The 12373-nt window shown below is 69.5% G+C and carries 12 protein-coding genes; 5 read left to right on the forward strand and 7 right to left on the reverse strand.

Annotated features, from left to right (window positions below):
• Positions 1-119 precede the first annotated feature (119 nt).
• The 4 genes from BMY69_RS02035 to BMY69_RS02050 form a co-directional block, all read right to left on the reverse strand.
• Positions 120-2732 carry a response regulator gene (locus BMY69_RS02035; RefSeq protein WP_090175165.1) on the reverse strand — a complete coding sequence of 871 codons (2613 nt, stop codon included), beginning with the start codon at positions 2730-2732 and terminating at the stop codon, positions 120-122.
• Between the two features lie 82 nt (positions 2733-2814).
• Entirely contained in the window at positions 2815-3684 is an 870-nt protein-coding gene (locus BMY69_RS02040) for a cobalamin-binding protein (protein ID WP_090175166.1), read from the reverse strand.
• Positions 3681-4469, reverse strand: coding sequence for an ABC transporter ATP-binding protein (locus BMY69_RS02045; RefSeq protein WP_090175167.1), 789 nt, complete (start codon positions 4467-4469; stop codon positions 3681-3683). Before BMY69_RS02045 ends, BMY69_RS02040 begins: the two co-directional genes overlap by 4 nt.
• Positions 4466-5491, reverse strand: coding sequence for a FecCD family ABC transporter permease (locus tag BMY69_RS02050; RefSeq protein WP_218143108.1), 1026 nt, complete (start codon positions 5489-5491; stop codon positions 4466-4468). The genes BMY69_RS02045 and BMY69_RS02050 overlap by 4 nt, the downstream gene beginning before the upstream one ends.
• Before the next feature lie 225 nt (positions 5492-5716).
• Between BMY69_RS02050 and mgrA the strand changes: the two genes are divergently transcribed.
• Positions 5717-6748 (forward strand): L-glyceraldehyde 3-phosphate reductase, encoded by a 1032-nt coding sequence (gene mgrA, locus BMY69_RS02055; protein ID WP_090175168.1) that lies wholly within the window; start codon positions 5717-5719, stop codon positions 6746-6748.
• A gap of 66 nt (positions 6749-6814) precedes the next feature.
• Here the strand turns inward: mgrA and BMY69_RS02060 are convergent, their stop codons facing one another.
• From BMY69_RS02060 to BMY69_RS02070, 3 genes are all read right to left on the reverse strand, one after another.
• Positions 6815-7048 (reverse strand): tautomerase family protein, encoded by a 234-nt coding sequence (locus tag BMY69_RS02060; protein WP_090175169.1) that lies wholly within the window; start codon positions 7046-7048, stop codon positions 6815-6817.
• A 12-nt stretch (positions 7049-7060) separates the two neighbouring features.
• Positions 7061-7774, reverse strand: coding sequence for an SDR family NAD(P)-dependent oxidoreductase (locus BMY69_RS02065; protein WP_090175170.1), 714 nt, complete (start codon positions 7772-7774; stop codon positions 7061-7063).
• Positions 7775-7851: 77 nt separating this feature from the next.
• Positions 7852-8229 (reverse strand): MliC family protein, encoded by a 378-nt coding sequence (locus tag BMY69_RS02070; RefSeq protein WP_090175171.1) that lies wholly within the window; start codon positions 8227-8229, stop codon positions 7852-7854.
• A 123-nt stretch (positions 8230-8352) separates the two neighbouring features.
• Here BMY69_RS02070 and BMY69_RS02075 point away from each other — a divergent pair, with 123 nt between their 5' ends.
• The 4 genes from BMY69_RS02075 to BMY69_RS02090 are packed head-to-tail and all read left to right on the forward strand — an operon-like array spanning position 8353 to position 12304.
• Positions 8353-9084: a DUF3348 domain-containing protein gene (locus BMY69_RS02075; protein WP_090175172.1), complete on the forward strand. Its 732-nt coding sequence runs from the start codon at positions 8353-8355 to the stop codon at positions 9082-9084.
• A gap of 10 nt (positions 9085-9094) precedes the next feature.
• Positions 9095-11224, forward strand: a complete 2130-nt coding sequence (locus BMY69_RS02080; protein WP_090175173.1) for a DUF802 domain-containing protein — start codon at positions 9095-9097, stop codon at positions 11222-11224.
• Positions 11221-11871 (forward strand): OmpA family protein, encoded by a 651-nt coding sequence (locus BMY69_RS02085; protein ID WP_090058785.1) that lies wholly within the window; start codon positions 11221-11223, stop codon positions 11869-11871. The genes BMY69_RS02080 and BMY69_RS02085 overlap by 4 nt, the downstream gene beginning before the upstream one ends.
• Positions 11861-12304, forward strand: a complete 444-nt coding sequence (locus BMY69_RS02090; RefSeq protein ID WP_090058782.1) for a DUF2894 domain-containing protein — start codon at positions 11861-11863, stop codon at positions 12302-12304. The genes BMY69_RS02085 and BMY69_RS02090 overlap by 11 nt, the downstream gene beginning before the upstream one ends.
• Positions 12305-12373: the final 69 nt, after the last annotated feature.

Genomic DNA, 12373 nt, shown 5'->3' on the forward strand with positions numbered 1-12373 from the left:
GTCGAGTTCGCCCGGGACGGGCAAAGGGCATCACTGGCGCATCGGACGAATACCTCTATGGGAGAAATCGGACGGTCATCATACCTGCATGGTGCGGCACAGGCATCCCATCCGACGATTCACCCTGCCGCCTGCTCCCTGGCAACCACGGTACGCGCCACGATATCCGCGAGCGTGGCTTGCGAGTACGGCTTCGCGAGGCGGGGAAGGTCGAGCGTCTGCCCCGGCGGCAGGTCCGCGTAGCCGGTGGCCATGACGATGGGCAGGTCCGGGAGGCGTTCCCTGATCGCCGCGGCGAGCTGGGCTCCGGTCATCTGCGGCATCGCGTGGTCGGTGATCACCAGGTCCACGCACGCTCCTTCCAGCAGGCGCAGGGCCTCCGCGCCGGAGCGCGCCGCGACGACCGAGTACCCGAGGTCCTCGAGCATCTCGACGGTCGTCGCGCGGACGAGATCGTCGTCGTCGACGGTGAGGATCGTGATCGAACCGGCCGATGAGCAGCGGCCGGGTACCGCCTCCGCGCTGACGGCCACCGCGGGATGGACGGCCGGATCGGCAGCCGCCGCGGCGGGGAGCCAGATCTCCGCGGTGGTGCCGATGTCGCGCCGGCTGCTGAGCAGCAGGGCGCCGCCGAGCTGTTCGGCGAGGCCGTGCACCATCGACAGTCCCAGGCCCGTGCCCTTGCCGACGCCCTTGGTCGTGAAGAACGGCTCCGTGGCGCGCTTCAGCGTGGCATCGTCCATGCCCGCACCCGAATCGGAGAGCGACAGGCGAACGTACCGGCCCGGCGCCACCGGGCCATCCGTGTCGTGCACCCAGGCCTCGCTCGTCGCGATGACGATGGTGCCGACGCCGTCCATCGCGTCGCGCGCGTTCACCGCGAGGTTGAGCAACGCCGATTCGAGCTGGTTGGCGTCGGCTTCCACCGGCGACAGATCGGCGGCGAAATGCGTTTCCACCACGATGGTTCCGCCGAGCGAGCGCTGCATCAGCTCGCGCATGCCGTCGACCAGCGCGTGCACGTCGATGCGCTCGGTCTTCAGCTCCTGGCGTCGCGCGAAGGCGAGCATGCGGCGCGTCAGCGTGCTGCCGCGATCGGCACCGGCCATCGCGTTGTCGACGAGGCGCAGAAGCAGCGGCTCGTCCGAAAGACGCTCGCGCAGGAGTTCGAGGCTGCCGCGCACGGCCATGAGGAGATTGTTGAAGTCGTGCGCGATGCCACCGGTGAGGTTGCCGAGCGCCTCCATCTTCTGCATCTGCAGCAGCGCCTGCTCGGCCTTCACGCGCGCCGTCTTTTCCACGGCCTCGTACACCATGGCCACGACCTTGCCGTCGTCGTTCGCGACGGGGCGCAGCGACAGGTCGAAGGCGCGCGTGCCGGTCGGGAGATCCAGCACCACGCCCAGGTTTTCGGTCGCGCCCGCCGCGACACGGCGCGCGGCGGCCTCGATCGTCCGGGGCATGCCGGGTGTCTCGCTGAACCATGGGGTGAGCCACAGCGGCAGGCCGACCACCTCCGTGAGCGTGCGGCCGATGCCGGCCAGCGATGTCGCGTTGGCGAAGCGGACGGTGCCGTCGAGGTCGATCAGGCCCTGGAACAGGTGCGAGGTCTCGAGGATCGTCCGGCTGTTCGCCTCGCTGCGTTCGAGCGCGGCCGTGCGATCCCGTACCTGCGCTTCGAGCTCCTCGCGGAAGCGTCGCTCGCTCTCGCGCGCATCGGCCTCGGCGCGCACGCGCTGGATGTGCGACCAAGAACGCTCCGTGACCTCACGCATCAGCGCGAGCTCGCGAGGCTGCCAGCGTCGCGGCACCTTGTCGTGGATCGCCATCAGGGCGGTGAGGCGGCCCTCCTTCAGCAGCGGCATGCAGACCGTCGCCGCGAGCCCGATGTCGAGGAACGTCTTCGCTTCCTCGGAAGCCAGCTCGGCCCGGATGTCGTCGATGACCAGCGGCGCGCCCGCGTGCAGGTTCCGCACGGCCAGCGTGCCGAAGGCGTTGAGGCTGTAGTGACCCACGATGCTGGGCGATCCCGGCCGCGACCAGTCCCCACGGATCGTGAAGCCGTCCTCGTCGGGTTCCATGTCGGCATAGGCGCAGACGGCGACGCCGAGGTGCTCGCCCAGCAGTCGCATCGTGGTGGCGAGGATCGCGTCCGCGTCGGTGTGGCGCGCGGTCGCTTCGCGCAGCTCGTCGAGGAACTGCAGGCGCGCCTGGTTCTCCCGCTCGCGCTGATCCGCCAGCACGCGCTCGGTCGTCTCCACGACGATGGCGATCACACCCGCCGGCTTGCCGTCCTCGCCCAGCACCGGCGAGTAGTCGAGATCCATCCACACCGGCTCCGGCTTGCCATGCCGGACCAGGCTCAGCTGCTGATCCTTGTACGCGAGCGTGCCGCCGGCGAGGCCGACGCGCATCACGTTGTCGTTGAAGTCGGCGATCTCGTCCCAGCCCTTGCGCACTTCGGAGCCAAGCAGGGCGGGGTGCCGGTTTCCCGCGAAAACCGAATAGGCATCGTTGTAGATCATGATGCCCTTCTCGCCCCACAGCAGCACGATGGGCACGGGCGAAAGCAGCAGCATGCCCGTGACCGTGCGCAGGCTCTGCGGCCACGATTCGGGCGGACCGAGGCCGGTGGGCGTCCAGTCCATGGAGCGAATGAGCTCACCGACCTCACCGGCGCCGTCGAGCCAGCTGAGATCGCGGGAGCCTGGCGTCGTCGCGGTCGGGGTCATGCGTTCTCGGTCCGGGCGTTCTCACCGCAAGTGTAAGCGGGCCATATGTGACGACGACCGCAAGAAGATGCCGTGAAAGCCTTCAGGGCGCGGCACGAATCCTCGCCGCGTCCAGCGCGACGCATAGCGTGCGGACACCCGGAAGGATCGATGGCGAGGGCAGGGCGAGCGTCGGCGCGTCGATCGCGAAGACGTTCTGGTGCTTCACGGCGGTCAGGAATCCGGACCGCTTCCAGTCGTCGAGCGACTCACCCTCGGCGCCGCCGCTGACGATGACGTCGGGGTCGCGCGCCAGCACGGCTTCCCGGCTCACCGTCGGGGCGGCCACCGTGAGGTCGGCGAAGACGTTGTCGCCGCCGCACAGCGTCAACGCGTCGTCGATGATCTGCGCGCGCCCGATGGTCATGAGCGGGCGGTCCCATATCTGATAGAAGACCTTCAGCCGCTTCTTTCCCGCATAGGTCGCGCGCAGCCCGGCGAGCGCCTCCTCGAACGCGGTCGCCTGCCGGTCCGCCACGCCGCTGGTGCCGGCGAGCACGCCGAAGCGGCGCGTCGCGGCGGCCACGTCGGCCAGTCGCGTGGTTTCCGCGTAGAACACGGGAATGCCGAGGCGCACGATCTTCTCGACCTGCGCCGCCGCGTTGCCGCTCTTCCACACGACCACGATGTCGGGTTTCAGGGCGACGATCCGCTCCAGGTCGATCATCGTCGCGTCGCCGACCACGGGGACCTGCTTTGCCGCTTCCGGGTAGTCGCTGAACCGCGATGTCCCCACCACGTAGGCGCCGGCGCCGGCGGCGAACAGGGCGTCGGTGATGTTGGGCGCGAGGCTCACGATGCGATGCGCCGGTGCGGGCAGCGTCACCGTGCGGGCCGCGTCGTCCACCACGGTGACGGAGGCGAAAGCCGGCGCCGCGACGAGGCAGGCGAGCAGGAGGACATAGCGGATCATGGGGACGTTCCGTTGAGGCGGCCGGCGCGGAAGAACAGCTCGTCGTCGAGCATCACGCCATGGATCGGATGGTGGAAAGCGGCGCTCAGGTGCTCGCTCGTGACGACGTCGTTCTTGGGACCGGCGAGCGCGCCACCCCGGCCATCGAGCAGCACGGCGTGCGTCGCGTGCTGGAAGGCGAGGTTGATGTCGTGGACCGTGTAGACCACCGACCTTCCTTGCTCCGTCGCCACGCGCATCAGCTCGTGCAGGGTCTTCATCTGGTGATGCAGGTCGAGCGACGAGAGCGGTTCGTCGAGCAGGAGCAGCTCGACATCCTGCGCGAACAGCGTGGCGATGTTCACGCGCTGGCGCTCGCCGCCCGAGAGCGTCGTGACGTCGCGCTGCGCGAGTTCCTCGAGTTCGAACGTGTGCAGCGCGTCCACGGCCGGTGCCGTGTCGCTCTCGCCCCACGCCCAGAACGGCAGGCTGGGATGGCGTGCGGACATCACGGCTTCCATCACCGTGAGGCTGAAGGCGTCGACGATGGTCTGCGGCAGGAAGCCGCGCCGGCGGGCGAGTTCGATCGGCCGGAAGCTTTCGACATCGCGGCCACCGAGCAGGACGCGTCCGCCGTCGGCCGGCCGCAGTCCGGCCAGCGTCCGCAACAGCGTGGACTTGCCGGCGCCGTTGGGTCCCAGCACGCACCAGACGTCGCCCGGCGCCACGCGCATGTCGAGGCCGCGCACGAGTTCGCGATCGCGCATCGTCACGCGGAGCGCGTTCGCCGTCAGTTCCAGACTCATCGGCGGCGCACCAGCAGGAACATGAAGGTCGGCACGCCGATGATCGCCATCACGGCGCCCACGGGGAGCTGGATCGGATCGGCGACCACGCGTGAAATCGTATCGGCGATGGTGACCACGATGCCGCCGCCGATCGCGCACGCGGGCAGCAGCACGCGCTGGTCGTTGCCGACGACGCGGCGCAGCGCATGCGGGACGACGAGGCCGACGAAGCCGACGGTGCCGGCCGTCGTCACCGCGACCGCGGTGGCGATCGACGCGATGACGAAGATCGCCGACTTGACCACGTTGGGCCGTACGCCGAGCGCGCTGGCGGATTCCTCGCCACGCATCAGCAGGTTCAGCTGACGCCCCAGCGGGACGACCAGCAACACGCACGCCGCCAGCGTGGCGACGGGCAGCAGCCAGTTCGCGACGCCGCTGAGGTCGCCCATCATCCAGAACAGCATGCCGCGCAGGTTCTTGTCGGGTGCGAGGACGAGCATCATGCTGACGATGGCGCCGAGACCCGCCGCCAGCATCACACCGATCAGGATCAGATCGGTGGAATCTTCGCGTTGCGCGGCGCGGGCCCGGGCCAGGAGGTCGCGGTGCGCGAGCACGAACACGGCCACGCACGCGACCAGCGCGCCGGCGGCCGCACCCAGCGCCGTCGCGACGGCACCCGCACCCGCGAGCATCGCGCCGAGGGCACCCACGGCGGCGCCGCCGGAAAGGCCAAGCGTGTACGGATCGGCGAGCGGATTGCGCACGAGGATCTGCATGAGGCAGCCGGAGACGGCGAGCAGGCCGCCCACGCCGCAGGCGGCGACCGAACGCGGAATGCGCAGCTGCCACACGATCGCGTCCATCGGCGTGCCGGTGGACCCGACCAGCGCCTTCCACGAGGCGGCGACCGACGAATCCGCGCCGCCGATCAGCACCGAGCCGAGCAACACGGCGACGCCGCACGCCAGCATGCCGGCCCAGAGGCGCAGCGCGGAACCGAACGTCTTCATGCGCGGCAGGTTTGGTTCACGCATGTCACGGGACCACGACGATATTGGGGGCCACCGTGCGGCTGCTTACTGCCAAGGCTGCCAGTATTCGGCTCATTTCGTGAGCCGAATATAGCGGCTATTCGGCTCACGAACCATCCAAAGCATTGATGACGGGGTGATGCATGGGGTGATCGGGCAAGATCGCCCACGCGGCCATGGCGTACCATCCGGGGCCTGATTTCGTTCCCCCGTCCCCCGGAGTTACCCGTGACCTACCAAGCCGCACCGGACCGCTACGACAACCTCATGCCTTACCGCCGCTGCGGTCGCAGCGGCATCGACCTCCCGGCGATCTCGCTGGGCCTGTGGCAGAACTTCGGCGGTGCCGACGTCTTCGAGACCGGCCGCGCCATCCTGCGCCGCGCGTTCGACCGCGGCATCACGCACTTCGACCTCGCGAACAACTACGGGCCGCCCTACGGTTCGGCCGAGGAGAACTTCGGTCGCGTCATGGCGACCGATCTCGCCGCCTACCGCGACGAGCTGATCATCTCCACGAAGGCGGGCTGGGACATGTGGCCGGGCCCATACGGCGGCATCGGCGGCAGCCGCAAGTACCTCATCGCCAGCCTCGACCAGTCGCTGAAGCGCATGGGGCTGGATTACGTCGACATCTTCTACTCGCACCGCGTCGATCCGGACACGCCGCTGGAAGAGACGATGGGCGCGCTGGCGCACATCCATCGCCAGGGCAAGGCGCTCTACGTCGGCATCTCGAGCTATTCGCCGGAGCTGACGCGCAAGGCCGCCGCGATCCTCGCCGAGGAACGCGTGCCGCTGTTCATTCACCAGCCGAACTATTCGATGTTCAACCGCTGGATCGAGGACGGCCTGCTCGACACGCTCGAAGACCTCGGTACGGGGTGCATCGCGTTCTCGCCGCTCGCGCAGGGCCTGCTCACGTCGAAGTACCTCAAGGGCGTCCCCAGCGACGCACGCGTCACGCGCGACGGCTCGCTCGGCAAGAGCCAGCTCAACGAGACGAACCTGGAGCGCGTTCGCGCCCTGAACGCCATCGCCGAGCGTCGCGGCCAGACGCTGGCGCAGATGGCCATCGCGTGGGTGCTTCGCGATCCGCGCGTGACGTCGGCCCTGATCGGCGCGCGCACGGTCGAGCAGCTCGACGATTCGCTCGGCGCGCTGCGCGGCCTCGCCTTCACGGCGGAGGAACTGGCGGAGATCGACCGCTACGCGAGCGACGGCGGCACCGACCTCTGGCGCGAATCGGCGAAGCTCTGAGGCCGTAGGAGCGCACCTGGGCGCGATGGAGGCCGAGGGAGCGCCCGATCGCGCCCAGGTGCGCTCCTACCGGGGCCGGCCGGCCCGCTTGCGCAGTTCGCTGACGGGCAGGCCATGCCAGCCCCAGTTGTCGAGGTCCACTTCCTCGATCACCACGAACGTGCTGTCGAACGGCTTGCCCATCACGTCGAGCAGGAGCTGGCTCACGCCCTGGATGAGGGCCGCCTTCTGCTCGGCCGTGGTGCTCGTGGCACCGGGGGCCGTCCCTTCGCGTGTCACCTGAATCGTCACGATGGGCATCGCACGCACTCCTTACCAGCGGCCGGCATGCTGCCCGCCATCCACGTTGAGGATCTCGCCGGTGACGAACCGGGCGCGTTCCAGGTAGAGGATCGCGTCGACTACATCGGCGATCTCGCCCAGCCTGCCCACCGGATGCAGGCCGGCGAGGAATTCCAGCGAATCGTTCGCATGCATCGGCGTGCTGATGATGCCCGGCGCGACGGCGTTCACGCGTATGCCCGACCTGGCGTACTCGATGGCAAGGCCCCTCGTGATGGCGGCGAGGCCCCCCTTGGTCAGCGACGCGAGCCCGCTGGGTACGCCTGCGATGGGTTGATCGACGATCGTCGTGGTGATCTGCACGATGTGGCCCGAGCCCTGTCGCAGCATCTGTTGCGCGACGAACTGCGTGATGTGGAAGAACCCCGCCAGGTTGACGTCGACGGCGTTGCGGAAATCCTCTTCGGTGAAGTCGACGAACGGCTTCGAAAGGAAGATGCCGGCGTTGTTGATCAGCGTGTCGACGCGGCCGAAGCGTTCGATCGCGGTCGTGGCGACCTGTGCCGCCACGTTGCGATCGGCGATGCTGCCGGCGACCGTCACCAGGTCGTCGTCGGTGGACGGACGGATGCCGCGCGAGTTGGCGACCACGGCGAAGCCGAGTCGGCGATACGCCTCGACGATTCCCGCGCCGATGCCCTGCGACGCGCCGGTGACCACGGCGACCTTGCGTTGCGATTCCACGGTGGTTGTCCCGTCAGCCTGCCTCCCGATGCTAGGCCTGGCGTACGTGCGGGGATTGCCGTTTTCTGCGCTGCCGGTCACTTCGAGACGCAGCCGCGCAGCAGGGGGCGGTCCGGGTCCTTGCGGGTGTCGTAGTAGTCGCCCTGGCGGCCCTTGCTCCACCACGTGACGAAGCCCGACTGGTATCGCACGCCATCGGCGGACGCCGTGGCGACGAGCAGCTGCGGTACGCGGTCCACCGGCAGCAACGCGAAACTCTGGCCGTTGCTGCCGTTGAAGTACGTCACACGGAAGGATTTGCCTCCGGGACAGCGGTACATCGCTTCGACGGGCGGGCCGACCTGAACCTGGGGCACGTGGAGCGCCGCGGCGACCGCGGGCGGGCACAGCGGCAGGCAGAGCGCCCACAGGCCGGCAAGCGGATGGCGGCGGTAACCGGGCTTCTTCGTCGTCACGGCAGGTACCTCGATGGGGTGGGCGTCGGGGACGAGCGGTTCATGGCGTTGTACACCAGCGCGTGCCGCGACAGGGTCCCGGTCGCCGATAGCGTGTAAAATGGCGGTTTTTCAGCCAGTCTCATCGTGCAAGCAACTCGTCGGACGACCGTCCGCGGGCCGACGTTCATCCGCCTCCTGGCGCGCCTCGCGGACGTCGACGCCCCACAATCGAGCCAGTCGTTGCCGGACCACCTCAGCGGGTGGCTGAACTGGACGCAGGCGATCGCCCTGTCGACGGCGCTCGACGGGCGGTTGCCCGAGCCAGACGACGAGGCACCGGCCTTCGAGGACGGCCCGGCGGCCGAATGCGCGCGCCTGCGCGAGGCCCTGGCCGAGACGATCGCCAACGCGCGTGAGCTGGTGCCTTCGGCCCAGCGCGAGCCGGCGCAGGTGCCTCCCGTGGAGGGCTGGGTGCCGCCGCCGCCCGACTATGCGCCCTACCGGCAGCGCTACCTCACGCTGCAGCGCGCCATGCAGGGCACCACCGGCCGCCTGCGGGGCGAACTGCGCGATCTCCTCGGCCGGGCGTCCGAGGACATGGCACGGCTGGCGGAGCTCGATGCCGTGATGGAGCTGGCCCTGAGCCCGCGCGAGCAGCGTCTCCTGGGCACGGTGCCCGGCCTGCTGGAAACCCATTTCGAACGCCTCCGTCGCGCGCACGCGGACGAGGGCTCGCCGGATGCTCCGGCCACGGCCACGCACGATGCGTGGCTCGACATCTTTCGCAAGGACATGCAGAGCGTCCTGCTCGCCGAACTGGACGTTCGTTTTCAACCGGTCGAAGGCCTGCTTGCGGCGCTCCGCGCCCGCTAACCGAGAAATCATGTTCAGGAATCTCCTCTATCTCTTCGTGTTCGTCGTGGGCCTCGCGGTCGTCGCCTGGATCGGCACCGGCTATGTCGGCAGCAATCCGCTCGGCGCGGCGATCGCGGCGTTGATCGGCGTCTGCTACGTCGCGGGCGCGCTCGAACTCTTCCGTTACCGTCAGGCGACGGGTTCGCTGGGCGCGGCCGTCGGCGAGCTGTCCGGCGAGCCGCCCTCGCTCGCCGCCTGGGTCGGCCGCCTGCATCCCGCGCTGCGCCAGACGGTGCGCCTGCGCGTGGAGGGCGAGCGCGTCGCGCTGCCGCCGCCGGTGCTCACCCCTTACCTCGTGGGCCTGCTGGTGTTGCTGGGCATGCTCGGCACGCTGCTGGGCATGATGGCCACGCTGCACGGCACGGGCCTGGCGCTCGAGAGCGCCACCGACCTGCAGGCGATCCGCAACTCGCTCGCCGCGCCGGTCAAGGGCCTCGGCTTCGCGTTCGGCACCTCCATCGCGGGCGTCGCCAGTTCCGCGATGCTCGGACTCCTTTCCGCGCTGTGCCGCCGCGAACGCGTCGCCGTGGTGCAGCAGCTCGACGCCGCGATCGCCACCACGCTGCGCGTGCATTCCCGCGCGCACCAGCGCGAGGAATCGTTCCGCCTGCTGCAGCGGCAGAGCGAAGCGATGCCGGCACTCGTCGATCGCCTGCAGGCGATGATCGAAGCGATCGAACGCCAGGGCACCGTGGCCGGCGAGCGTCAGCTCGCCAGCCAGGAGACGTTCCAGGCGAAGACCGAAGCGATCCACCAGCGACTCGCCGCGGCCGTGGAGCAGTCGCTTCGCGAGAGCGTCGTCGAGAGCGCCCGTGCCGCGGGTGCAGCCTTCCAGCCGGTGGTCGACACCACCATGGCCGCGCTGGCGCGCGAGACCACCGCGTTGCACGAGGCGATCAACGCGTCCGTGAAGCAACAACTCGAAGGCCTTTCCACCGGTTTCGAAGCCGCCGCGACGCAGGTGTCGTCGATCTGGACCGACGCGTTGGCCGCCCAACGCGCGGCGAACGACGACCTCGTCCGGCAGCAGCGCGACAGCCACGAAGCCCTGACCCGCGAGCTCGCCGGCACGCTGGAGGCGTTCGGCACGACGTTCGGTCAGCGTTCCGCGACGCTCGTCGACAACGTGACCTCGCGCCTGGACGCCACGGGCGCGGCGATCGCCGAGGGCTGGGGTGCCGCGCTGTCGCAGCAGCAGGCGGCAAACCGCGATGCCGCGGAACGCACCGAACAGGCGCTGGCGCAGGCGGCGGCGACGTTCGAACGACATGCCGCGTCGCTCGTCGAGAAGGTCGACGCGACGCAGCTCGCGTTGCAGGAAACGCTGCAGGCGCGCGACGACGCGCGTCTCGACGCATGGACGGGGGCGCTCACCCGCATGGGCGACACGCTGGGCGAGCAGTGGGTCGCCACGGGCGATGCGACGGTCGCGCGCCAGCAGGCGATCTGCGACGTGTTCGAGTCCACGGCGAAGCAGGTCGCCGCGCAGGCGCAGGCCAGCGCGAGCCAGACAATCGCCGAGATCTCGCGTCTCCTGGACGCGGCGTCGGAAGCGCCGAAGGTGGCGGCCGAGGTCGTCGCCGAGCTGCGCCAGAAACTCTCCGACAGCATGCTGCGCGACACGGCGATGCTCGAGGAGCGCACGCGCCTGCTCGCGACGCTCGAAACCCTCCTCGATGCCGTGAACCACGCCTCCACCGAGCAGCGCACGGCGGTGGATGCACTCGTCGCGCAATCGGCGGAGCTGCTGGATCGTGTCGGCACGCGCTTCACCGATCACATCGAAGCCCAGACCGGCAAGCTCGAAACCGTGGCGGCGCAGGTGAGCGAAGGCGCATCGGGCATCGCCGGCCTCGGCGAAGCGCTCGGCGCGGCGGTGGCCTCGTTCGGAGAAGCAAACGGCGTGCTCACCGAGCACCTGCAGCAGGTCGCCTCCGCCCTCGACAAGTCGATGGCCCGCAGCGACGAGCAGCTGGCGTACTACGTGGCCCAGGCGCGCGAGGTCGTCGACCTCAGCATGCTTTCGCAGAAGCAGATCGTCGAAGACCTGCAACGCCTCGCCAGCCAGCGCGATCGCGCCGGAGCCGGCGCGGCATGAGCGACGAGCTGGAATTCGAGAACGAATCCGGTACGCCGATCTGGGCCGCCTTCGGCGACCTGATGTCCGTGCTGCTTGGCGCGTTCGTGCTGATCCTCGTCGGCGTCATCGGGATGCAGCTCGCGCTGTCGAGCCGTCTCGACGAAGAGGTGAAGCACCGGCAGGCCGAGGAGCAGCGGCGCACGACGCTCGAGCAGGCGCTTGCCGTGCCGCTCGCGGCGGGGCGCGTGACGCTGGTCAACGGACGCATCGGTATCCGCGGCAGCGTGCTTTTCGCGCTCAACTCCGACCAGCTGCAGCCGGAGGGCCGCGAGTTGCTGAAGACGCTCGCGGGGCCGTTGTCGAGTTATCTCGCGTCGCGCGGCGAACTGCTGATGGTCAGCGGCTTCACCGACGACCAGCAGGTGCACGACGGCAACCGCCGGTTCGCCGACAACTGGGAGCTCTCGGCGGAGCGCGCGTTGACGGTCACGCGCACGTTGATCGACGACGGTGTGCCCGCGTCGTCCGTGTTCGCCGCCGCCTTCGGCGCCGAGCAGCCGGTCGGTTCCAACGCGGACGAAGAAGGCCGTGCGAAGAACCGCCGCGTCGAACTCGCGCCGGTGCCGAAGTCCTCCAGCACCGGTCCGGCGGCGCATGGCCCGTAAGCGCCGCGACGACGATGCGAAGCAGGTCCCGGTGGCGACGTCCGCCGCGGGCGGCCTGCGTCAGCTCGTCGACGAACTCTCCGCGCGCGCGGCGGCGCGCGACGCGGCGGCGCCGGTGCCGTATCCCGAGCTTGGTGTCCTCGACGCGTTTCGCGCGCTCTGGTCGAGCGTGCGCACCGAAAGCCAGATGCGCGAATCCCTCGCGTATACGGCCGACGACGCCGGCCCGTTGAACTCCAGTGCCCTCGTGCATCGTTCGATCGCGCTGATGCGCGAAACGTCGCCGGGCTACCTTCAGCACTTCCTGTCGTACGTCGACGGACTGGCCTGGATGGAGCGTCTCGGCGCCTCCCGAAGCGACGGTCCGAAGGGCGCGCAGCAGCCCGCGACGATCGGCAAACGCACCCGAGTGAAGCCTCGCGCGCGCAAGTGAGTGCACGCGGCGATGCTTTCGTCCAAGCCGCGATGGAATCGTCCCACGACCACCCTTTCGTAGGGTTGC

It is taken from the genome of Luteibacter sp. UNC138MFCol5.1, assembly GCF_900110505.1.
Taxonomy (GTDB): domain Bacteria; phylum Pseudomonadota; class Gammaproteobacteria; order Xanthomonadales; family Rhodanobacteraceae; genus Luteibacter.